We start from the raw sequence: 24,271 nt of genomic DNA on the forward strand, positions 1-24,271 counted from the left end.
TATACGCAAAAGAAAAACCTCATAAATAAATTTATGAGGCTTAAAATATCTTGAAAATTATTATTTAGTCTACTATACTCTCTCCAAAATAAAACTTTAAAACTTTAGTTTTAAAAACATAATCATATTTAGCACTAATTAAAGCTGCTTCTGCATTTACCAGCCTATTTCTTACTTGGTCAAAATCAAACTGAGTCATGGCACCATAATCATAACTAGTTTGAGCGTTTTTAAATGCTTCTTGTTGAGCATTTAAAGATATTTGTGCAGCTTCAAAAGCTTTTGCTGCAGCTTTAGCATCTAAAAAAGCCTGTTCAATAGTTTGCTGTAATCGCAATTTTTCATTTTCTAAATCTAACTTTGACTGCTCTTTGTTTATAATAGATTTAGCGACTCTGTTTTTAGTTTGAAAACGATTGAATAATGGTACATTTAATGACAAACCTAAACTATACCCCATGTTATCCTTTATTTGGCTAAAAAAGTAATCATTTGTAAAAACTTCATTAAAAAAGTTTTGATAAGAACTTCCTGCACTTGCTCCAAAAGAGAGGGTTGGTAAATATGCTCCTTTAGAAATTTCTATGTTTAAGTCTGAGTTTTCAATACTTAATTGGGCTCTTTCAATTTCTGGTCGGTTAGTTAAAGCTTTGTTATAAACCACACTAGCATTATCATACAACAAAGCTACTGATGGTGAATCGACTTCAATCTTTTCTACGTCAAAACTATCTGAAGAAACTTGCAAAAGTTGAGACAACGTTAATAGTGATAGATTTAAATTATTTAATTGTGTAACAACATTTTGAGCGTCAGTAGCTGCTGTAGATTGCACATTTAGTAAATCTCCTTTAGGTATAGCTCCTGCATCAAACTGAGCTTGCGCTCTTTCTATTTGTTTTTTGCTAATTTCTGCTTGAACTTCTGCTACTGCAAGGTTTTCTTTAGCAAATAATACATTTAAATAAGAATTAATTACTTGTAATGAAATATCATTTTCAATTACCTCCAAATCTAATTTACTTCTTTCTACACCTAGTTGAGATTGTTTATATGTGTTTAGGTTTCTAAACCCATTAAACAATGTAGTGTTTGAGCTTAAATTAAAACTAGATCTAAAGTTATCTGCAGAAATTCTTGTTCCGCTTTGCCCTATAGATGATCCAAAGTTTACAGATGAATTTGCTGAACCATTTAAATCAGGTAAAAAATTACCTTTGGCAATTTCAACATCTTTTTTAGCTAATTGAACATTTAGTTTGTTCTGCTTAACTGTTATATTGTTTGCTAATGCATAATCTACACATTCTTTTAAAGTCCATTGTTTTTGTGAAAAAGCAGTAAAAGAAGTAATTACTGCAATAAAAAATACAATTTTAGTTTTCAAAGCGTATTAGTTTTTTATAATTCGTGTAATAATTTTAATTGATATACCAAACAATAAAATAAAAGTAAAAACTGTCCCTCAATAACTTACAGAAATAAAAACCAAAGTAACCTTTTGATACTGAACACTTTTTGCTCAAAATAGAACAACCTTATTCTTTGTTCGTTTTATAAGACGACTAAAATTAAAATATGTTACAGGAAAACCCTCTTATTAAATTGTTAATTTTTAGCCTTTTTACGATGACGGTATAAAAAGTAAAATAATATCCCAATTAATATATACGGAAAAATCATTAAATAAGTGATTCCGTTGTTCACGCCTTCCGCTATTGTTTCATTTCCTCCTTCAACTACAGCTTTACACATGGCACATTGTGCCTTTACTAAGGTTGGTAACAAAAGTAACGTTAAAAATACTATGTGTTTTTTGTTAGTGAACATAATATGGTGAAATCATTAAATAAACAATTACTCCTGTAACAGCTACATATAACCATAATGGAAATGTAATTTTTGCAATTTTTTTATGTGCTGGGAAATTTCCTAATCTAGCTCTCATAAAAGTAATTAATACAAAAGGAATAATTACAATTGATAATAAAATATGTGTTATTAAAATAAAATAATAAATGTATTTAACAATTCCTTCTCCTCCATATACGGTAGAATTAGATGTCATATGGTAAGCCACATACATTACTAAAAACAATACTGAACAAACAATAGCCGCAGTGTTTAGTTGTTCGTGCAGTTTTCTATTTCCTTTTTTTATGGCCATTACTGAAGCTACCAATAAAACAGCAGTTATAGCATTGATAGTTGCATAAATAGGTGGCAAAAAAGATAAAGGCTCTACATTAGGTAATTTAATTCCGAATAGTGCTGCTACTGCTACTGGAATTACTATTGAAATAATAGTTATGAACTTTTTATATTTCTTCTCTTCTAAGGAAACGTTACTCATTTAATAATAGTTTAATATCTTCTTTTAACTCTTGAATTTGATCTGAAAAACCTTGCTCCTCTAGTGCTCTGTAAAACATAATTGGATTACCCTGTTCGTCATATCTAGACCTTAAATAACCATTTTTATCAACCAATGCAAATAATCCTGAATGTTCAAACCCACCATGATCTTCCTCTCCTTTTCCTGCATATAGCTTAAAACCATCATTAGAAAGCTTATATACAACATCTTCTGGTTTCCCTGTTAGTAAATGCCAGTTTTTATGTGTTATTTTATATCTGTGGGCATATTCTTTTAAAATTTCCGGAGTATCAATGTCAGGTGTAATAGAAATAGATGCAATTCCAAAATTAGGATTACCAAAAAATTCATCCTGAATGGTCACCATTTTTTTATTCATTATCGGACAAATAGTAGGGCATGTGGTAAAGAAAAACTCAACAACATATACTTTTCCTTTGTAATCACTATTTGTAATAGTCTTTCCGTTTTGATCTATAAATTCAAAATCTGGCACTTTATTAAAAGTATGTAAATCAGCTTTTTTAAAGTGTTTAACTATTTTAGGAATTGAATAAATTCCAAATAATAAAATGATAAAGGATATACCTATGTATGAATAATTTTGTTTTTTCATGTGCTAGTTTTTTAATCAAAACCGATTAAATTTCTCTATCTGCGTTGTTTTTTTTCAGTGCCAATCTATATTCTGCTAATACCACTTTAACATCGTCTTTCATTTTATTGTTCAGTTCAGCAACTGATTGCATATCGTATCCATATAGCATACCATCTGCCATATCTTTATCGTTTTTTCTACCTCTTAAATTTAACTCTTTATCAATTATAAATGCTTTAGATATGTGTAAATTGGCATCTAAAGACTCATTGGTATTAAAACTTTCATACAGGAATGTAATTTCTGCTTTATCAGCTATTATAAAATTCCATTTCTCCATAGGAGTAAAATTACCAATTTCTTTTTTTAATTTTTCTACCTGTTCCTCTGTTCCTTTAGGAGCAAACACAATCATTTGAAAATCTTTAAATCCATAAAAAGGCTTGTATATTTTTTGATTCAGATTGAAAATTTCTCCTTTTGAAGCTTCAATATCATTTCCTAAAAATGTAACTATTGATATTTTTCTATTGAATTGGTGCTGCTTATCAATTACTGAAACATCCATTACATTTTTGGTAAGTACTGGTAATTTTGCAAAATTATTAATTCCCATTGATAAAAAAATATAGAATAGCAATGGAACAATAAACAAAGCAAAGAGCACTATGTATTTTTGAGTTTTCCCCATATTATAAAAAAGTTAAATGCAAAAAAAAGGTGGTTAACACCACCTTTAATTCTATGTTTTTACCATTTAATTAATGGTGCTAAAGTTTCATGTAAATAATCACCTTCAATTAATAACAAAGTAACTAAATAAGTAATTAAGAAAACTGCTGTCCAAACCACAGATCTTCTAAACCATTTTTTTTCACCTTCTAAGTGCATGAATGCCCAAGCAATATAATATGCTTTTACCAAAGTTAATATAATGAAGATCCAGTTTAACCAACTAGTACCAGGACCGTGAAGGTGTAATGCTTCGGGTTTGTATATTCCTAAAATTACCTCTACAGTAGTTACAACGGTTAAAATTGCTAAAACAATAAATATTCTTTTAGTATTTGATTCGTGTGCGTGTGCCATTTTAATTTCTTTTTATAATTAAACTAAGTAGAAGAAGGTAAATACAAATACCCAAACTAAATCTACAAAGTGCCAATATAATCCTACTTTTTCAACCATTTCATAATGCCCTCTCTTTTCATAAGTACCAAGAACCACATTAAAGAAAATGATGATATTTAACACAATTCCTGAAAACACGTGGAATCCGTGGAAACCAGTAATAAAGAAGAAGAAATCAGCAAAAATTGGATTACCGTATTCATTAACGTGTAAGTTTGCTCCTTCAACTACTTCTTTCGCTTTTGCTAATTGAGCTAAACTTTCTTCCCTAGATAAAACTACTTTTTGTTTTGTTTCAGGATTTAATTTTTCTAATCTAATTTGTAAGCTAGGATCATTTTTAAATGCCTCTTGAACTTGAGCTACAGAATATGTTGATATGGCTGATTCTTTTTCAAACCATAAACCGTTTTCTCTTACGTGTTGCGCTCTTCCATCTAATCTATCACCATGCACAAAATCAGCTAAAGCTACTTGATGTCCGTCTTTTACAAATTGGATGATGTGATTGTCTGTAGTTTTAACTGCTCCGTAAGAACCGTTAATAAAAGTTTTCCATTCCCAAGCTTGAGAACCAACGAAAATTAAACCAAATACAATGGTAGCAAATAAATACCACGCTACTTTCTTTTGTTGCATTTTATGACCTGCATCAACAGCTAACACCATGGTTACAGAAGATACAATTAAGATAAACGTCATAAAGGCAACATAAATCATTGGGTAATTACCGTGAAAAAACGGAATGTGTGTAAATACTTCATCGGCAATTGGCCAAGAATCAATAAACTTAAAACGTGTTAAACCATACGCAGCTAAGAATCCAGAAAAGGTTAATGCATCTGATAAGATGAAAAACCACATCATCATTTTACCGTAACTAGCGCCAAATGGTTTTACACCACCTCCGCTCCAGGTTTCTTTGTTGTCAGAATTTACAGCAATATTTGCTTCCATAAATATCTATTAGTTAATTTTTGTTAAATAGTCCGCCAAAATTACGCATTTTTCATCATCTAATAAAATAGAAAAAGAAAAATAGGTAAATCCATAAAACATCTACAAAGTGCCAAAAGATTGCACCGAGTTCAAACCCAAGCATATTGGTAGATGAATACTTCTTTTTATAATGATTATAAATTACTACTAATAAAACAATTACACCTGCAATTAAGTGTAAAACGTGCATAAAAGTTATTCCAATTATAAACGATGTAGACACAGTGCTTTCTGGCCCTGTAAAATACAAACCAGCAGCTTTTAATTCATTAAACCCTACGTATTGATACCAAATAAATGCTAAACCAAGTACAAAAGTGATGGCTAAAAACAGAAACGATTTTTGTAAATCGTCCTTTTTAAGCATTTTTTGAGAAATCACCAAAGCTACGCTACTTAATAGAATTAATAGAGTACTAATATAAAATGCTTGAGGCAAATCAAAAGTAACCCAATCTTCGCGTTTCATACTTACCACATAGGCACTTGTTAATCCTGCAAAAAACATAACCATACTAATCATAGAAACCCACAACATAGGTTTTGCTGATTTTTGCTTAGCTTGTTTTAACTCTTCATTAACCGACTCTCTACTCATAATTAGTGTAAAAATTTATCTATTACGTATATTATTGGCAACAATGTGATGTACAACACACTTGCCAACATCAATTTTCTTGCATCAGTATTTAATTCTGATTTGTACAATTTGATTGCATAAAAAAGCATTAATCCGCCTAAAACAGCTACAATAACTGCCGTCATTGGATATATATATAATTTTCCTGTAACTTTTAATACAGGGGCTACTGACATTAATATCATTATACAGGTATAAAAAATAATTTGCACAATAGCTCCTTTGTCTTTTTTATCCATAGGAAGCATATGTAAACCTGCTTTATTGTACTCTTCATGTTGTAACCACCCTATGGCCCAAAAATGTGGAAATTGCCAAAAAAATTGAATCATAAACAAAAACCCTGCTTCAATACCAAAATGTCCTGTTGCTGCCACCCACCCTAGCATAAATGGGATAGCTCCAGGAATAGCTCCAACAAAAACAGCCAAAGGGGTAATAGCCTTTAATGGTGTGTAAGCACTGGTATATAAAAAAATTGAAATGGCACCAAATAAAGCACATTTCGGATTTATTACATATAAAATAGTTATACCTGCTATGGTAAATACAGTTGCTATTATCAACGCTGTATTAGGTTGCATTCGTCCAGCCGGAAGAGGTCTGTTTTTGGTACGTTGCATTAATGCATCTATATCTTTTTCTATTACCTGATTAAAAGCATTTGAAGCACCAACCATTAAATATCCACCAATGGCAAGTAATAAAATAACTGTATAATCAATTTTTTCTGCTCCTAATAAATAACCAGCTATAGATGTAAACACCACGCTTACTGATAATCCAACTTTAGTAAGTTGTTTAAAATCAACATAAATGTTTTTAAAAGAAATCTTGGTATTTACAGATGAAGATGAATTCACTATGTTTTACAAAAAAATTTTTGCAAAGATATTTTTTTATTAAAAAACCACCATACTTTTTAGCATTAAATAAAATAGAAAAAAATTAAAATCTGCTTTGTTTTTAAAAAAATGGTGTTATATTTGCACCCGCATTCAAGGCAATGCACGTTCATTTTAAATAATTTTATGACTATGCGAAAGTAGCTCAGGGGTAGAGCATCACCTTGCCAAGGTGAGGGTCGCGGGTTCAAATCCCGTCTTTCGCTCATGTTTTTAAAAAGCATATGCTGAAGTGGTGGAATTGGTAGACACGTTGGACTTAAAATCCAATGAGCCGTAATGCTCGTGCGGGTTCAAGTCCCGCCTTCAGTACTAAGCCTCACAATTTGTGAGGCTTATTTTAAAAAATAGTCAAGTACTATATGCGCAGAAGTGGTGGAATTGGTAGACACGTTGGACTTAAAATCCAATGGGCCGTAATGCCCGTGCGGGTTCAAGTCCCGCCTTCTGTACAAACGAAAGCCGAAACAAATTGTTTCGGCTTTTTTATTTTAAAATAATTTCTATAAAAATAACTTGTAAGCTGTGTAAAAAGAAAATCTAGTACAACTATAATTTAGCTATTGAGTCATTTTTTAATTTCTTACATAGTAAACAATTCAAATTTACTCATGCAACTTCAGATAAATATTTCTATAGAATAAAGCGAAATAAGTAAAGCTGCTAATATCAATACTTATTGTATTTTTATTAAAAAGTCCATTTCACAAAAAAACCAGAGCAATAATAATTACTCTGGTTGTATCTATTTTGTTTTAAGAGAATCCGTCTTTTGGGAGACGAATCATCTTAATAACTATATTACTATTCTACGTTGAATGTAATTGGCAATGTATATCCTACACGTACTGGTTTTCCTCTTTGTCTACCAGGCACCATTTTAGGTAATTTTTTTGCTATTCTTATAGCTTCAGTTTTTAATCTTGGATGCGGAGCTCTAGCATTTACACTAGTAATAGACCCATCTTTATCGATTTTAAACTGAACATAAATTCTTTTTTTACCAGGAGGCAATCCTAATTCATTTGCTAAATCAGCGTTAAAATATCTTTGAACGTGTTTACGCATTTTATCATTTAAACAGTCTTTCTTTTGTTGATTGGTTCCTGTACATCCAGGGAATACAGGCACTTCTTCAATAATAGCAAAAGGTACATCTTCTACCACTTCTTCTTCCTCTTCAACCTCAACAATTTCTTCAACCTCAACAGCTTCAGATTCATCTGTTTCTGTTGATTCGATAACTGTTTCTTCAATTTCCTTATCATCTTCAACAACCTCAATTTTTTCAGGGGCTGGTGGTGGTGGAGTTTTAGGTGGTGGTGGCGGTGGAGTATTTTGAAGAACAATAGTTTCTTCTTCAATTTCAGAAGCCATATTTGCAGCGTCTAATTGCCCATATTCTTTATCGTATGTTTTATTTTCAATTGCAACATACGTTACGAACAACGCCAAAACTAGACCAAGTTGCACAAACAACTTACTGTAGTTTTCTAAGTTAGATTTTGGATTTTTTTTGATTTCCATCCTAGAATGTTTTTAATAGTGCGCTAATTTAATTAATTTATTTCAACTTATACAAGCTAATCTTCAAATACATTGCGTTTTTTCAGGAAAAAGCTGAAAATCAACAATGCAATTATTGTTCCCGCTGAATTGGCTAGCATATCTGCATAATCAAAACTTCGATATGTAGTGAGTTCTTTTTGTAAAACCTCAATAATTATGCCATATACTATGCAAATTAACACAACTTTTATCCGAGCTGCACTTGTTTTTCCTTGAGCTAACAGCCAAAAAAAAGTTAAAACAAAATATGCTATTGTATGTTCAACCTTATCTATGTAGGTAAAATGAACAGGCATTTTACCAATTTTTATCAAACTTAAAATAGCAATAGCAATGGTAACTGCTATTGCTATAAGTAAGCTATTATGCTTTAATAAGTTCTTGATAAGCTTCAGCATCTAATAAATCAGCTACTTGACTAGCATCTGAGATTTTTACTTTTATCATCCAACCTTTACCATAGGGATCTGAGTTTACTAATTCTGGCTCATCTTCAAGTTCTTCATTAAACTCTATAATTTCACCTGCTAATGGCATAAATAAATCTGACACTGTTTTTACAGCTTCTACAGATCCGAAAACTTCTTCTGCGTCTAAAGTTTCATCTAAAGTATCAACATCTACATATACAATATCTCCTAACTCACTTTGAGCGAAATCTGTAATTCCGATAGTAGCTGTATCTCCTTCAACCTTTACCCATTCATGGTCTTTGGTATACTTTAATTCTGATGGTAAGTTCATTTTATTATGTTGTTTATTTGTTTTTTTAATTTCCTAAGTTATAAACCAAATTAATTCCGGCATTGATAGATTGTCTTGGAAAATTGGTTGAAATTGCATACTCAAAGGTATTATGATTATAATAAAATGATGCTGTTAAACTTTTACTTAAATTATAATCTGCTATAAATTTCAACCCAAATAACTTTTCTCCTCCTGTAATTTGGTTGTTGTTTTCATCAACAGAACGTATAAGTGTTAAATTATCTTTAAGAGAAATATCTGCTCTTAAATTAATATCTCCTTTTAAGGTTTCTTTTTTACCTGTAATACGAGTTACAAATTTAACATCTCTAATCTTATAACCCAAACCAATAATATACTGAGTTCCTTTAATATCGGTTAACGTATTGTTATTAAAGTTAAGGGTTAAACTTCTATCTTTTCTAATTTCACCTTTTAAGGAGAATGAATTTCTCATTTTCATATCTACTCTCATTAATGGTGAAAATTCATCGATTAAAGTTGCCGCCGAAATTAATAATTTAGGTTGATAATTTCCAGATTTATTTGTTTGTGATAGATTATTTTCATCATACTGTAAATTATTGGTAAAATTACCAATGGTGTATGATGATTTATAACCATGTGATAAAGTAAAAGATGAGAAGTTTTTCTTAAACCATTTGTACTTCATCAATCCGTTGTAACGCAGCGTCCAGTTAGGAATTGGAATATTTCTAAAAATACCAGTACTTACCGAATTAGGATCTTTACCAGAATAGGCTGCTAAAAATGCTGGTAACATTGCTTGCTGACCATTGTATTTGAATCCATCTTCACCATCAACCTGAGAGTTTGGTAAACCAGATTGTGTTGCTAATCTATTAGAAATAGTTTCTCTGTAATCTAAAAACTTTTGATATAGAACATCACTATCTTCAAAAGTAGTACTTAACATATAATGGCTCGTACTAAAGTTTCCTGTTTCATAAGGTCTCAAGGCTTCATTTAGTTCTCTATTAGTATAAATATTGTTTGCTGAATCATAATCACCTAAAATATCCAATTGTTGAGTTATGTTTGAAGTTTTAATTTTATTACCAATTACATCAATAGTGAAGTCTTTTAGAGGTTTTATTGAAATGTTATAATCTAATTTTTCTGCCTTAGTTTTACCATAAGTTTTATTATAATATGCATCTTCAGGATTATTCGGATCTCTAGCGACTAACCAATTATTTTCAATAGCGGTGCGTAAAATATCGGTTTGACTTCCAAAAACAAATCCAAGTGTTGGCGCTAAACCTCCACTATAATTATCTCTACCTAAAAAGTCTACAGAAGGCTTATATCCTTGTAACAAGGTACCGTTGTTTTGAGAGTAGCTAACCTTAGCTCTTTTAATAGATGTTAACACATCATAAGTTCCTTTTAAAATCTTCTGCCCGATAGAAGCATTTTTCTTCAACTTAGGTTTTTGAGTTGGTTGTTTTGCTCCACCTAAAGCTACTGTTCCTTTTTGTGTTTTGGCTTGCTTTGTTCCTTTTAGTAATAATTTATCTAGTCCTAAAACCTTGTAAAAACGATCAAAATCAATAGTGGTATTTAAGTTATGCGTGTTAGCATTCTGAATCATGTTCCCCACTTTATCGGCATAACTAATTTCTTCTCCATCTTCAATTAAAATACTTTGCGATGCCGCTTGCCAATCAAAATCGGCTGTATAACCATAATCGGCATCTACAAAACTTAAAAATGGAATTTTATTAATTGGCAGCTTATACGTTGCATTTAATTTTTGATGGTAATGATTTGGACGACCAATAGTAAAAAACTTATCAAAAATTTCTAATTCTTCATCTTTACCAAAACCATCATAAATATAATTGTTGGTAGCATTAAAGTTCAATTGAAGTGATTTTGTTAGATCGAAACCAACGGTATAATCCCAATCAAATAAAAACCTGCGTTGGGTTAATTCTGGTTGATCAGAAAAACCAGCAACTAAGTTTCTTGATTGTTGAGCATTGTAATTTCTATTAATTCTAGAATTGATTGCCAACGTTTTTGGAACCGGATTAAAGTTGATATCTCTAATCAACTGCCAATATTTGCTTTTTAATTTTTCTGATTTTTTAAATGGCTCAATATTAAATGGTACAAAGTTGAAGTTATAACTTGCTCCAGCTAATACATTTTGATTAATGTATTTTTGAATATTGAAATCTTTATGATATTCTTCATTAAAAGCATAGGATACCGAGAAGTTTTCTACATCATAAAACTTAGGTTTTTTCTTGCTTTCAGAATTTCTATTCTTTTTAACATTAATAAAGCTAATACTTTTTCTACGCGTATAATCTTGTGCATTTTCAGCATTTTCTCTTACTTCATCAGAACCTGAGTTCAACGCATCTTTTTGCTCAACATCTTGGTATTGCGGGTTGTATTTTGGATCTCTGAACTCTTCTCCATAAGTAACACTCATAGGCACTTGCATGTTCCAATTTTTAGGCATCATTTTACCTAACTGAACATTGGTAGCTACATTGTATTGTTTTGTTTCCTCAATGCTTCTTTCTTGTACTCTATCTTCAACATTTCCAAAACCTACGGTTGCCATTCTACCCGCTAAAGAAACATCAGCAACATCGGCAAAATTAGCATCAGCATTTAACACAGCTGCCCAACCCCCTTTATTATCAAATCCAACAGCGCGCAGCTCGTTAAACCAAACCTCAGCAGTTTTATTTTCTGCAGAATTATTTTTAACACCTAACATTACCGTTCTAACTTGTGCTAAAGTTGGGTTACCTTTCACCGAAATGGTTAGCCCGTTTGTTGAAGTTCCTTCATAAATATCTCCTGCCGGCAAACCTGCTCCGTCTCGTAATAATTTTAGGTTTGCTAATTCTTTTAACGGAATATTTAAATCGTTTTCTTCTGGCCACGCATCATAAGGTCCAGGATTTTCTAATACAGTAGATATTTTTAAAGGTTTTTCTATCTCATAATAGTTGTCATTTAAATCGGTACCAATTCTAATAATTGCAACCATTTCACCATCATCAGCTACTAATGCAGGATTGGTAGTTACGCTTTCTGCATGCAAAAACATTTTTAAATTGTTATACCTACGCATGTCTATGCTGATATTTTTATAAATAGTTCTTGCTTCATCTGTAGGTAAATCTGTTACTTTTAAAGTTACAGACTGCTCATTTTGACGTTGAATACGGTTTGTACCTTGTAATTGCTCACGAACAATTCCTGGAGGTAATTCATATCGTTCTTCATTTTGTTCAATACTCACTACTCCTACTTCAAAATTATTGATTTGATCTGTTGTTAAAGGAGTATTAGCATCATCTAACGTTTTTGTGTATCTACGCCAATCGCCACGGACTAACTCTAACTCACCAAAACGTAAAACCACCGGCATTCTAAACTCGGTTAAGAACATACGCATAAAACGAATACTGTTAAAATCTGTAATTCCTCCGTAAGTTCCAGAATAACCACTTCTTACAGGAATTCGGAATTGATACCAAGTTGTAGTTCTTGATTGCCCATTTGGCAATTCAATAGTAGTTGTTTTTTCATCAACAATATGGTTAGATCCAACCGATAAATCAGATTGATTCATGGATATTTCATACTCAAAATATGCACTAACCGGATTCATTGTTTGGTCTTTGTTAATATCCTCTACATCTGGATATGTTGTTGATGAAGTTGGATAAGATTCTGTGGATTGTGCTGCTGTTGGAGAGTTCCCTTCAGTACCATTATAGTTTTTATAACGTGTTAAAATAGACGCATTAATAGCATCTAGTTCTCCACCTCTGAAGAATTGGAAGTTATCTGCCGCCGGATCATCTTCTCCTGCAAAGTCAGGGAATTTTGTTCTTTCCTCGTCATCATTCAAACCATCTAACCCAACATCTTGTTGTGTTCTTTCATCCGAATCACTACTAAATGCATACACTATTGATGGACTTACCGGTACATTACCCCATATTGTTTCTGTTTCTTGTGTTGGATTTTGAGTAGTTGATAATCCATTTTCATATTGTTTGTATCCGTCTCGTAAAACATCTTCAGAAATATTACCCAAATTAATAACCAATTTTCCTACTCTGTTGGCGGGATCATTTGCATTAATATTTGCAGGCAAACCTTCTTCTTCTGTAATAGAATAATTTTCATAAGGATCCATTAACCAAAACTGAATGTACTCAACATTAGCTTGTTCAAAATTATTGGTGGTCAATTGGCGCATAATACCTGCCCATTTGTTTTCTGGTGCAACAGTGGCTGTGTTAAAATTGTAAGGTCCTCTTTCAGATGGGTAATATGCTAAATCTAATGTGCGTACCAAATTTAACTGAGTAATATCTAAATCGGTTTCTGAGAATAATTCTGAATATCTAACCTGCCTTACTTCATTACGTGAAAGCTCTATATCATTAATATTAGAAGGTCTGTTACTACTTGAAGTATAGAACAATTGATCAATATTATACCATGCTAATTTTCCTCTTTCATAATTAACACTTACATCATAAGGCTGTCCATTAAATCCTTGTGAAATAGGTGTACTAGCTATAAACCATTGCTGTGGTGAATTTAAATTGATAGGTATTTGTGTTGCTTCAAAATCATCAACATACGAAGTTGCAGTTCCGTTTACATCAATTCCGCTTGGTGATCCCGGAATTAAATATGCCATATCTGCTCTTACCGATAAATTTGAAGGAACTTCCGTATCTACAAATGGTAATTTATTTGCTAATTTGGTAAAAAATGGGACTTCCGTACTATAATCTACATTCAAACCTAACATAATATTATCTATAGGCTCTGCACCATAATTTACCTTAGGTGTAATTGGTTTTTCACTAACATTTAAGAACGTACCTCCTAACACAAAATTTTCACTGAATTTATGTTCAATATCTACTCCTAAAAATGTTTTTCTTTGCTGATTAAAAAAAGTATTATTTTCTACAGATGCATTGATAGGCACACCCGATGCTTCTAACCCAGGATCTAAAATTTGCACACGACCTAGTTGATAATCTACCACATAATCGACGCCTTCTACCAATTGCCTACCACCAGCAGTTACTGTAACCGATCCTCTAGGTATATTGAATGCTCCCAAGGAAATTCCTCTGGCGGTTTCTGATTTAAAATATCCTTTTAAAAAGAATTTATCTAGGTTTTGATATTCGTTTTTTGCTTGTGCTTTGGTAGTTAAATATAGTTCGTCAAATAAGTATTTGTCTTCGTCAACAGGACTTGTAAGTTTATTATCTAAATCTTGTCCAAAAGGTTCGGTTTCCGGAAAGAAAATTAATCCGCGATTAGAATTAACCGTAATTCCTTCAACATAATCAAAGAAACCGTCTCCTTTTTCTACTGAATACTGACTTTGATCTAACCTATCTAGGTTTAATAAATTCAACAAAGTTCTATCTTGTATATCGTCATCAGCTGCTCTTTGCAAGCTGTTTTGCAGCACTCCACTTTCATCATCACGATACATTAACTCAAAACGAAAACCTTCTTGTTGTAATGGATACGCTCCTAACGCATACACGTTTTTCATCATTAAACGCCAGGTTGGAAAAGCTTCATCTGTAGTATTGGGTCTTGTAGTGGTTAGTATTTCACTACGCAGTAACTTAACCGCTATGTTGTCTGGAGCATTAATTCCGTCATTAGAAAATTCTCCTACTTTAAAAACAGTTTCTTGATTGGATGCTCCTACTACCGTATATTCATAGGCAACTGCTAATACTTCTCCATCATTCAACCTTCTGTTTAGTGAAATGAATCCCAATTGTGGATGCAAGGTATATTCATTTGATTGCAATTTACGAGCGTTTTGTAAATATGAATAGTCTTGACCCTGTACCATTCCTGGAGGTAACGTTGTATTTAATGTACTTACATCTCTAATGCCGCTATCTGGAGCTAAAAAGGTAGACAAATTGTTAGCCTCGTTATCAGGAAGATTATAAGAACCTCCTGCAAAAGCGACTGTTGCAGGCCCTGTCGGAGTTACATAGTTATCGTCATCTACTAAGTTGTTAGAAACTACGTTATTAGAAGTATTGAAATTTGTTTCCCCTATATCTGCAAAAGCAACTATACTGCGATAATCTTGAACATTTTGGTTTTGGTTGGTTACCCAAACCTCAACTCTGGTAACATTTACCGGACTGCTAATTAATGGATAGTTCCTAAGAGCTTCATCATAAGTTTCTCTAAAGAAATGTGATAAGAAAAAGTGACGATCGTTATCATAATCGGTTGCACGAAGTTCAAATTGTTCAACTACTGCTCCTCCTTCTGCAACAACTGTTTTACGTTGTGAATTTTGCTGAGAAAATGCTGTTCTTATAGTTGTTTTTCCAAATTGGAAATCGGCTCTAACTCCAAATAATGCTTGTGCCCCATTAATTAACGAGTTTTTTATAGGCAAATTAACGTTACCTGCGTCTATTTTTTGAATAATATCATCCTCAGTAGGCGTGTATTCTAACTTTATTACATTTTGAAAATCAAAAGTAGATTGTGTATCATAATTTGCTGTTACTTTTAATCTTTGCCCTACTTTGGCTTGTATACTAGCACTAATTTGCTGATCAAAGTCAAAAGTAAAACTACTTTGATTTTCAACTGAAATTCTTGGATCTTCAGTTCGCTGATAAACACCTCCTAGTTTAATATTTATTTGTCCGCTAGGAATTACTTCTACTTCATTTCCTCCAAAAATAGATTCAAAGAATTTTGAGTTTACGTAATATTTAGGTAATAAATTTTTACGAGCGTCATTAGCACCTTTTTTATTGGAAGTTGCATCTACTTTTTCTTTAAAGTAGTCTTTCATATCGTTTTTTAAGCGATATTTATCATACTCTCTTGGAGTCATAAAAATGGGTGTGCCTACATAGTAGTCTCCAATCTTTTCTACTAATACGAACTTATTAATATCCTTATCGTAGGTAACTTGTACGTTAGAAGGGTAATTTAAAAAAAGGCTTCCTCTTTGGTTATGGTTAAAGTTATACTTTAACGGAGTAATAGTATCTAATTTATTGGTTGGGATACTATCATTTGAATTAGTAGTTTGTGAAAATGAAACAACACTTACCCAAAAAGTAAGTGCTGTGAATAATGTATGGAAAAACCTTTTTTTCAACTTTTATTACAAGTTTTTTAATGCCTGTTTTATAAGGGTTTCTACATTCGTACTAGGATCTTCTTTTAATATATTAGTAAGTACTTTGTCTGCTTGTTTTCTAACAAAACCTAAAACCTCTAATGCAGATAACGCTTCTTCTTTATTTGTATTGTTTTGATTTACCGAAACTTCATCAATATCAAATGTTTTTAGAATTTTGTCTTTTAAATCAACAATGACCCGTTGTGCTGTTTTTGCTCCAATTCCTTTTACAGATTGAATTAATTTAACATTTTCTGAAGCAATAGCTTGTTGAATTTCTTCTGACGTCATAGAAGATAGCATTGTTCTTGCAGTACTAGGACCAACCCCAGAAACAGAGGTTAATAACCTAAAAACCTCTCGTTCAGTTTTACTAATAAAACCGTATAAGGTGTGTGCATCTTCTCTTATAGAAAGGTGTGAATATAATAACACATTTTCATTAGCAGGTAAAGCACTGTAGGTATTTAAAGAAATATGTAATAAATAACCAACTCCACTACAATCAACCACAACATAAGTTGGATTTTTTTCAACTAGTTTACCTTTTATTTGTGTAATCATTTCCCTTTTTCTATGCGTTTAAAAGTAGGAAAATTATTTTTTATACAAAATTCAAATTTTCCTACTTGTATTTTTATCTGTAATTATTCTTTTCTCGTTCTTGCGCATCTACCACAGCAACAGCAGTCATATTTACCATTTCATCTACACTTGCCCCCAATTGTAGCACATGAACCGGTTTACTCAAACCTAACAAAATAGGCCCTATTGATTCTGCTTCATCTACTTGCTTTAGTAATTTATAGGTAATATTGGCTGATTCTAAATTTGGAAAAATTAATACATTTACTTTTTTCCCATTTAATTTTGAAAAAGGAAATTCTTTAGCTAACAAGCTTGGGTTTAATGCAAAATCTGCCTGCAACTCACCATCAACTACTACGTTTGGATGATTTTTATGCATATATTCAACTGCTTCTCTAATTTTTGTTGAACTCTCAGACTTTGTTGAACCAAAATTTGAAAAACCTAACATAGCTACATTTGGTTTTACCCCGAACATCTTAGCTAATACACAAGTGTACTGTGTAATTTTTGCCAAATCTTGTGCAGAAGGATTGATGTTGATAGTTGTATCTGCTAAAAACAAAGGTCCTTGTTTGGTTAACATTAAATTAGTTGCTGCAACTTTGTTTACTCCTTTATCTTTTTCAACTAATTCTAAAACAGGTCTTACTACTGCCGGATACGGTCTTGAATATCCTGTAACCAAACCATCTGCTTCGCCTTCGTTAACCATCATAATAGCAAAATAATTACGCTCTCTCATTAATTTGGTTGCTTCAAAATGAGTTACCCCTTTTCGTTGGCGTGTTTTCCAATAAATATCTGCAAATCGTTTTCTTCGTTCGTCTTCTTGTGGTGCTTTAGGATCAATTATTGGCACCTCAGCATCAAAACCTAATTCTTCTTTTAATTCAAGAATAATTTCTCTATTTCCTAACAAAATAGGTTTTGCTATTTTTTCTTCATATACACGTTGTGCTGCTTTTAATACATCTAAATGATCTGCTTCTGCAAATACAATTCGTTTTGGACTTCTACGAGCACGGTTATGCAACAATCTAACTTCTTTGCTTCCTGAACCTGAGCGATCCATTAACTCTTCTCTATACTTTTCCCAATCTTCAATAGGTTCTTGAGCTACTCCACTATCCATAGCTGCCTTTGCAATTGCTGGTGGAATTTCATAAATTAATCTTGGGTCAAATGGCTTAGGAATAATATAATCTTTACCAAATGAAAGACTTACTTCATCATACACTATATTTACCTGCTCCGGAACAGTTTTCTTAGCTAAATCGGCTATGGCATGAACTGCTGCCAATTTCATTTCTTCATTAATTTTTGTAGCTCTTACATCCAACGCTCCTCGAAAAATAAACGGAAATCCTAATACATTATTTACTTGGTTAGGATGGTCTGAACGCCCTGTTGCCATAATAATATCTTCACGTGCATCTACCGCCAAATCATAAGATATTTCTGGTTCAGGATTTGCCATCGCAAACACAATTGGATTAGGAGCCATCGATTTAATCATATCTTGAGTAACCAATCCACCAACCGATAATCCTAAGAAAACATCAGCATCAACCATGGCTTCTGCTAAATTATTGTAATTCTTATCCGTTACAAACTTTTGCTGGTTAGGAGCTAAATCTGTTCTATTTTTATGTAAAAGACCATTCACATCAAACATAGTAATGTTTTCAGCTTTTGCACCTAAAGAAAGGTATAAGGTAGCACAAGAAATTGCCGCAGAACCAGCACCACTTACTACTATTTTAACCTCATCTATATTTTTCTCTGCCAGTTCTAATGCATTTTTTAAGGCTGCTGAAGATATAATGGCCGTTCCATGCTGATCATCATGCATTACAGGAATATCTAATTCCTCTTTTAAACGTCTTTCTATTTCAAAGGCTTCAGGTGCTTTGATATCTTCAAGATTTATTCCTCCAAAAGTTGGTGCAATTGCCTTAACTGTTTCAACAAATTTATCAACATCTGTAGCATCTACCTCAATATCAAAAACATCTATGTCTGCAAAAATTTTGAATAGCAACCCTTTTCCTTCCATAACTGGTTTTGAGGCTTCTGGACCAATATTACCTAATCCCAAAACCGCTGTTCCGTTAGATATTACAGCTACTAAATTACTTTTTGCGGTATATTTATATACATTTTTTTTGTCTTTTGCTATTTCTAAGCAAGGTTCTGCAACCCCAGGTGAATATGCTAAAGATAAATCGTGTTGTGTTGTATACTTTTTAGTAGGTACCACTGCAATTTTACCTGGTTTAGGCTTTGCATGATACACAAGTGCTTCATGTCTTTTACGAGAGTTTCTCATAAGATTTTTAGTTGTTTGTGAGCCAGCAAATATACGGTTTGTAAATGAGTAATATAAACACCAAAAATGACAAATATCATTTTTTATAAATTCCCTATTACTCACCTTTGTAATTCTTTAATTTAAAAACTGTTATAATGAATACCACGCCTAAAGAGATAATAGATGAAGAAGTAAAATGGGATAAGACAAAAACCATTGTAAGTAAAACCGATATATACGGCACCATTTTATATGCAAATGATGTTTTTTCTAACACTTGTGAGTATAGCACTTTAGAACTAATTGGCGAACCTCATAATATTATTAGACATCCCGATATGCCTAAAATAGCTTTTAAAATGCTTTGGGATGCCTTGAAAAAAGAAGAAAACTTCCATGCTATTGTAAAAAACCTGACTAAAAGCGGTAGATACTATTGGGTAATTACTGACTTCACAATTGATAAAGATGAAAACGGGAAAGTTATTGGATATACGGCCAGAAGAAAATCTGTACCTAAAAGTGTTATAAAAAAAGTAGAACCCTTATATAAAACTTTACTTGATATTGAAAAAACCAAAGGAGAAAAAGTGAGCGAACTTTATTTTAATGCTTATTTAAATGAAGAAATTGGAAAAAGCTATGATGAGTTTGTAGTTGAATTATTTGAAGAGGAATCTCAAAAAGAAAAAAAACACTTAGAACATAAAAAAAGAATGAAAGGTTTAAGTTGGTTCTTTTTTAGTGATTTTTAAACCTAAAAATACTTACTCCACACAAAGATTTTTTTTAGTTCATACTTAAAAATAATCTTACCACAACCCTACTTAACTCAAAAATTAAAATATTAAACTACGATAATAAATAATGGATATACAAAATAATAAAAGACCCACAGAAATTTTAAATGAAGAAGTGAAATGGGACAAGTCTAAAACCATTATAAGTAAAACCGACGCTTATGGAACTATTTTATATGTAAATGATGCATTTTCCGAGGCTGCTGAATACTCAAAAATAGAAGTTATTGGTGAACCACATAATATTATCAGGCATCCAGATATGCCAAAAGTAGCTTTTAAAGTTTTATGGGATGCTTTAAAAAAAGGGCAAAATTTTCATGCTATTGTTAAAAACCTTACCAAAACGGGCAAATATTACTGGGTAATCACCGACTTTACTATTGATAAAAATGAAAAAGGCGACACTGTTGGCTATACTGCCAGAAGGAAAGCTGTCCCTCAAAGTGTTATAGAGGTAATTGAACCTCTTTATAAAACGTTGTTAGATATTGAAAAAGTAAAAGGAGAAAAAGCAAGCGAACTGTATTTTAATGCTTACTTAAACGAAGAGGTTAATAAAAGTTACGATGACTTTGTTATTGATTTATTTAGCAGCGAAATTAATATTTTAGATAAAGAAAATGCTAAAAAAGAAAGTCAGGAAAAGTTTAAAAGAAGCTTAAAATCATTTTTCTTTAGTACTTACTAATAAAAAAATCCGAACTAAATAGTTCGGATTTTTAATTTTCTTTTAAAAAGGTAATATTTCTTGTTAAACCAGCATACTTTGTTCTTTTCACTGCTGATTTTTTAAATACTTTTTTAAAGGTTTCTTCTGTTATTTCCTCCCAATCTCGTTTACTCATATCCAACATATTTTCTTTTGGCTGAAACAATGATTCGTTATGTGGTTTTGAAAAACGATTCCACGGGCATACATCTTGACACACATCACAACCAAACATCCAACCATCCATTTGGTTTTTAAATTCGGTGGGTATGTTTTCTTTCAACTCAATTGTTAAATATGAAATACACTTACTACCATCTAATTGATTGTTAGGTAAAATAGCTTGGGTTGGACAAGCATCAATACAACGAGTACATTCTCCACAATGGTCAGTAGCAAACGGAGCATCGTATTCCAGTTCTAAATCGATTATCAACTCCGCTAAAAAGAAAAAAGAACCTTGTTGCTTTTGAATGAGCAACGTATGTTTTCCATTCCAACCTAAACCTGCCCTTTCTGCCCAAGCACGCTCTAAAACCGGAGCAGAATCTACAAAACAACGCCCGTTAACCTCTCCAATCTCTTCTCTTATACACTCCAATAATTCAAACAACTTGTTTTTTACCACATGATGATAATCTTCACCATACGCATATTTGGCAATTTTATAAGTACCTTCTTGCTGAACTTCCGAAGGGAAATAATTATAACTTAAAGAAATTACAGATTTTGCTCCGTCAACCAATAACCTCGGATCTAAACGCTTGTCAAAATGATTTTCCATATAACGCATTTCACCGTGAAATCCGTTTTTTAACCACTGTTCTAAGCGAGGAGCTTCTTCTTCTAAAAAATCTGCCTTAGCAATACCACATGAGCTAAATCCCAAACGTTTAGCTTGAGTTTTGATAAATTGCGAATATTGTTGTAGCTGATTCAAAAAATAAACATTTTATTAACTACAATATTACAGATATCTTTTAACTTTATCGTTTAATTCAATAACAGAATTTTATCAATAGAAAACCCCTTACGTTATGAAAAAAGTCTTAAAAATAGTAATAGGAATTGTTCTTTTTTTAGTAGTTGTTTTGGCTGCTATTCCTTTTATTTTTCAAGATAAATTAGTTGCTCTAGTCAAAGAAACCATAAATAACAATGTAAATGCTAAAGTTGAATTTGCAAACGCTAATCTGAGCCTGCTTTCTAGCTTTCCAAAAGCTTCTGTAGAGTTAAATGATGTTGTAGTTACCACTTTTAAACCTTTTGAAGGCGATACTTTGGTGTATGGAAAGAACATTGAATTAAAACTTAATATTACCGAATTATTTAAAAGCAGCAGTGAACAATTAAATTTAAATTCTTTTACTATTGATAATGCTTTGGTAAATATTATTGTTGATGAAAATGGAAACGAAAACTATAATATTGCTAAACCTGATTCTAACCCTACTGAAGAAAAAACAGAAAGTAGTAATTTTAAGCTATCTCTTAATTCATATGCAATTACCAACTCTTCTTTAAAGTATAACGACAAAAAAGGAAAAATGACATTTGAGTTAACCGATTTTAATCATTCGGGTAGTGGTGATTTTTCAGAAAAAAATACTGAATTAGATACTCAAACCTCAACATTAGTTTCTTTTTCTAAAGATGATGCTTCGTATTTAAAAAATCAAAAATTGGACTTAGATGCTATTTTAGCTATGGACTTAGAAAACATGAAGTTTTCGTTCTTAGAGAATGAAGCACATATAAATCAACTTCCTTTAATCTTTAACGGTTTTGTAAAACTGAATGACAATAGTCAAGAAGTAGATATCGATTTTAAAACTCCTTCTTCTGATTTTAGAAACTTTTTAGCGCTGATTCCTGAGCAGTATGCTAAAAATATTGCTGACGTAAAAACTACTGGAGATTTTAGTGTAACAGGAAAAGTAAATGGATTGGTTACAGAAACTACCATTCCGAAATTAGATATTTCTATCAGCTCTAACAATGCTTCTTTTAAATATCCTGATTTACCTAAATCAGTACAGAACATTCATATCAATACCAATATTAAAAACACTACCGGAAACGTAAAAAATACTTTTGTTACCGTTGACAAATTGGCTTTTAACATTGATAAAAACACGTTTAACGGAAAAGCTAAAATTGAGAATGTAACGGAAAATCCGTACATAAATGCGACAGTAAACGGAACTATTGATCTAACGGATATTAACAAAGTATATCCTATGGATTTAAAAAATGAATTGAGCGGAGTTATCACTGCAAATCTTACCTCAAGTTTTGATATGGATGCTATTCAAAACAACAAATATCAGCGTATAAAAAACAATGGTAAAATGGAAGTTTCTAATCTATTATACAATAGTGATGAGCTAGCAAATCCTATTAAAATCAATACAGCAAACATCAATTTTGCACCAGAAAAAGTATCATTAACCGAGTTTAATGCCATCACAGGAACAAGTGATTTACAAGCTACCGGTAGTTTGCAAAACTTACTCGGATTTTTACTTTCTGATAAAAAATTGCAAGGGAGTTTCAATTTGAATTCTTCTTCTTTTAAAGTAGGGGATTTTATGGCTGCTGATAAAAATGAAGAAGCAACAAACGAAGAAAATCAACCAAAAGAAAAAATAAAAATTCCAGCTTTTTTAGATTGTGTGGTTAATGCTTCTGCAAAAGAAGTACATTATGACAATTTAAAATTAGAAAATGTAAAAGGAATTCTTGTTTTAAAAGATGAAAAAGCAACGTTTAAAAACGTAAACGGAAATATGTTTGGAGGAACTATAGCTTTAAACGGAGCCGTAAATACTCAAAATGAAAAGCCTGTTTTTGATATGAAATTAGGTGTGCAATCTTTTGATATTTCTCAATCATTTCAAAATATAGAACTTTTCAAGGCTTTAGCACCCATTGCTTCTGTTTTAAAAGGAGAATTGAATACGAATATTGATTTATCAGGTAATTTAAAAGATGATTTTACTCCTAATCTAACCTCATTAACTGGTAAAGCTTTAGCGGAAGTTTTAGCATCCAATATCAATCCTGAAAATTCTAAAGCATTAAATTTATTAGATCAAAAGCTGAATTTTGTCGATCTAAACAAACTCAACTTAAAAGATATCAAAACCAATTTATCTTTTGAAGAAGGAAAAGTAAAGGTAAAACCGTTCAACCTAAAGTATAATGATATTGATATTACCGTAGAAGGTAGCCATAGTTTTGATGAACTCATGAATTACAATGCTACCTTTAATGTTCCTGCTAAATATTTGGGTTCTGAAGTAACAGGTTTATTATCTAAATTAGATGCTAAAGAGCAAAATACTACCGTACCAATTACAGCGAATTTCTCCGGAAGTTTTAGTCAACCTAATGTTAGTACAGATTTAAAATCGGCTGTGAGTAAATTAACTACTCAGCTCATAGAAAAACAAAAAAGTAAGTTTATTGACAAAACCTTAAACAGTATTATTGGTACTAAAAAAGATAGCACTCAAACAGAAAAAGGAGATAAAACTGTTGATAAGGTAAAAGATGTATTAGGTGGATTATTCGGCAAAAAGAAGAAAGACACAACTAAAAACAAATAATTTAACATCATTTAAACAGTTTAGCTTTACAATATAAACTATGTTCGTAGGTAAATGCTATACT

General features: G+C 31.8%; 19 protein-coding genes and 3 tRNA genes. 6 read left to right on the forward strand and 16 right to left on the reverse strand.

The window, feature by feature from the left end:
- Positions 1–64: 64 nt before the first annotated feature.
- The 9 genes from SLH33_RS10765 to cyoE form a co-directional block, all read right to left on the reverse strand.
- Positions 65–1,387 carry a TolC family protein gene (locus SLH33_RS10765; protein ID WP_320419110.1) on the reverse strand — a complete coding sequence of 441 codons (1,323 nt, stop codon included), beginning with the start codon at positions 1,385–1,387 and terminating at the stop codon, positions 65–67.
- Positions 1,388–1,608: 221 nt separating this feature from the next.
- Positions 1,609–1,830: a hypothetical protein gene (locus SLH33_RS10770; RefSeq protein ID WP_320419111.1), complete on the reverse strand. Its 222-nt coding sequence runs from the start codon at positions 1,828–1,830 to the stop codon at positions 1,609–1,611.
- On the reverse strand, positions 1,820–2,353 hold the full coding sequence (locus SLH33_RS10775) for a DUF420 domain-containing protein (RefSeq protein ID WP_320419112.1): 534 nt from the start codon (positions 2,351–2,353) through the stop codon (positions 1,820–1,822). Before SLH33_RS10775 ends, SLH33_RS10770 begins: the two co-directional genes overlap by 11 nt.
- Positions 2,346–2,993 (reverse strand): SCO family protein, encoded by a 648-nt coding sequence (locus SLH33_RS10780; protein ID WP_320419113.1) that lies wholly within the window; start codon positions 2,991–2,993, stop codon positions 2,346–2,348. Before SLH33_RS10780 ends, SLH33_RS10775 begins: the two co-directional genes overlap by 8 nt.
- 25 nt (positions 2,994–3,018) lie before the next feature.
- Positions 3,019–3,591: a hypothetical protein gene (locus tag SLH33_RS10785; RefSeq protein ID WP_320419114.1), complete on the reverse strand. Its 573-nt coding sequence runs from the start codon at positions 3,589–3,591 to the stop codon at positions 3,019–3,021.
- A gap of 134 nt (positions 3,592–3,725) precedes the next feature.
- A complete protein-coding gene (locus SLH33_RS10790; RefSeq protein WP_320419115.1) occupies positions 3,726–4,064 on the reverse strand; it encodes a cytochrome C oxidase subunit IV family protein in 339 nt (112 codons plus the stop codon).
- An 18-nt stretch (positions 4,065–4,082) separates the two neighbouring features.
- Positions 4,083–5,063 carry a cytochrome c oxidase subunit 3 gene (locus SLH33_RS10795; protein WP_320419116.1) on the reverse strand — a complete coding sequence of 327 codons (981 nt, stop codon included), beginning with the start codon at positions 5,061–5,063 and terminating at the stop codon, positions 4,083–4,085.
- Positions 5,064–5,118: 55 nt separating this feature from the next.
- A complete protein-coding gene (locus SLH33_RS10800; protein WP_320419117.1) occupies positions 5,119–5,703 on the reverse strand; it encodes a cytochrome c oxidase subunit 3 in 585 nt (194 codons plus the stop codon).
- 2 nt (positions 5,704–5,705) lie between these two features.
- Positions 5,706–6,608 carry a heme o synthase gene (gene cyoE, locus SLH33_RS10805; RefSeq protein WP_320419118.1) on the reverse strand — a complete coding sequence of 301 codons (903 nt, stop codon included), beginning with the start codon at positions 6,606–6,608 and terminating at the stop codon, positions 5,706–5,708.
- 176 nt (positions 6,609–6,784) lie between these two features.
- Between cyoE and SLH33_RS10810 the strand changes: the two genes are divergently transcribed.
- The 3 genes from SLH33_RS10810 to SLH33_RS10820 all read left to right on the forward strand — a co-directional run bounded on the left by SLH33_RS10810 (position 6,785) and on the right by SLH33_RS10820 (position 7,102).
- Positions 6,785–6,856: transfer RNA gene (locus SLH33_RS10810), tRNA-Gly, on the forward strand.
- A gap of 20 nt (positions 6,857–6,876) precedes the next feature.
- Positions 6,877–6,962 (forward strand) — tRNA-Leu (locus SLH33_RS10815).
- A 54-nt stretch (positions 6,963–7,016) separates the two neighbouring features.
- Positions 7,017–7,102 (forward strand) — tRNA-Leu (locus SLH33_RS10820).
- A gap of 352 nt (positions 7,103–7,454) precedes the next feature.
- On the opposite strand, the gene SLH33_RS10825 is transcribed toward SLH33_RS10820, so the two are convergent.
- The 6 genes from SLH33_RS10825 to SLH33_RS10850 all read right to left on the reverse strand — a co-directional run bounded on the left by SLH33_RS10825 (position 7,455) and on the right by SLH33_RS10850 (position 19,102).
- Positions 7,455–8,177, reverse strand: a complete 723-nt coding sequence (locus tag SLH33_RS10825) for an energy transducer TonB (protein ID WP_320419120.1) — start codon at positions 8,175–8,177, stop codon at positions 7,455–7,457.
- Positions 8,178–8,233: 56 nt separating this feature from the next.
- Positions 8,234–8,617, reverse strand: a complete 384-nt coding sequence (locus tag SLH33_RS10830; protein ID WP_320419121.1) for a VanZ family protein — start codon at positions 8,615–8,617, stop codon at positions 8,234–8,236.
- The gene (gene gcvH, locus SLH33_RS10835) at positions 8,583–8,963 is read right to left on the reverse strand and encodes a glycine cleavage system protein GcvH (protein WP_320419122.1); all 381 of its coding nucleotides are present in this window, start codon (positions 8,961–8,963) and stop codon (positions 8,583–8,585) included. Before gcvH ends, SLH33_RS10830 begins: the two co-directional genes overlap by 35 nt.
- 25 nt (positions 8,964–8,988) lie before the next feature.
- On the reverse strand, positions 8,989–16,158 hold the full coding sequence (gene sprA / locus SLH33_RS10840; RefSeq protein ID WP_320419123.1) for a cell surface protein SprA: 7,170 nt from the start codon (positions 16,156–16,158) through the stop codon (positions 8,989–8,991).
- Between the two features lie 6 nt (positions 16,159–16,164).
- Positions 16,165–16,746 carry a Holliday junction branch migration protein RuvA gene (gene ruvA, locus SLH33_RS10845; RefSeq protein WP_320419124.1) on the reverse strand — a complete coding sequence of 194 codons (582 nt, stop codon included), beginning with the start codon at positions 16,744–16,746 and terminating at the stop codon, positions 16,165–16,167.
- Positions 16,747–16,819: 73 nt separating this feature from the next.
- On the reverse strand, positions 16,820–19,102 hold the full coding sequence (locus SLH33_RS10850; protein ID WP_320419125.1) for an NADP-dependent malic enzyme: 2,283 nt from the start codon (positions 19,100–19,102) through the stop codon (positions 16,820–16,822).
- Between the two features lie 137 nt (positions 19,103–19,239).
- Between SLH33_RS10850 and SLH33_RS10855 the strand changes: the two genes are divergently transcribed.
- Positions 19,240–19,839 carry a PAS domain-containing protein gene (locus SLH33_RS10855; protein ID WP_320419126.1) on the forward strand — a complete coding sequence of 200 codons (600 nt, stop codon included), beginning with the start codon at positions 19,240–19,242 and terminating at the stop codon, positions 19,837–19,839.
- Between the two features lie 112 nt (positions 19,840–19,951).
- Positions 19,952–20,575 carry a PAS domain-containing protein gene (locus SLH33_RS10860; protein WP_320419127.1) on the forward strand — a complete coding sequence of 208 codons (624 nt, stop codon included), beginning with the start codon at positions 19,952–19,954 and terminating at the stop codon, positions 20,573–20,575.
- Between the two features lie 31 nt (positions 20,576–20,606).
- On the opposite strand, the gene queG is transcribed toward SLH33_RS10860, so the two are convergent.
- Positions 20,607–21,536, reverse strand: a complete 930-nt coding sequence (gene queG / locus SLH33_RS10865) for a tRNA epoxyqueuosine(34) reductase QueG (RefSeq protein ID WP_320419128.1) — start codon at positions 21,534–21,536, stop codon at positions 20,607–20,609.
- Positions 21,537–21,633: 97 nt separating this feature from the next.
- On the opposite strand from queG, the gene SLH33_RS10870 reads away from it, so the two are divergent.
- On the forward strand, positions 21,634–24,207 hold the full coding sequence (locus SLH33_RS10870) for an AsmA-like C-terminal region-containing protein (RefSeq protein ID WP_320419129.1): 2,574 nt from the start codon (positions 21,634–21,636) through the stop codon (positions 24,205–24,207).
- The last annotated feature ends 64 nt before the right edge of the window (positions 24,208–24,271 follow it).

The organism is Tenacibaculum sp. IB213877, from assembly GCF_034043975.1.
Taxonomy (GTDB): Bacteria; Bacteroidota; Bacteroidia; order Flavobacteriales; family Flavobacteriaceae; genus Polaribacter.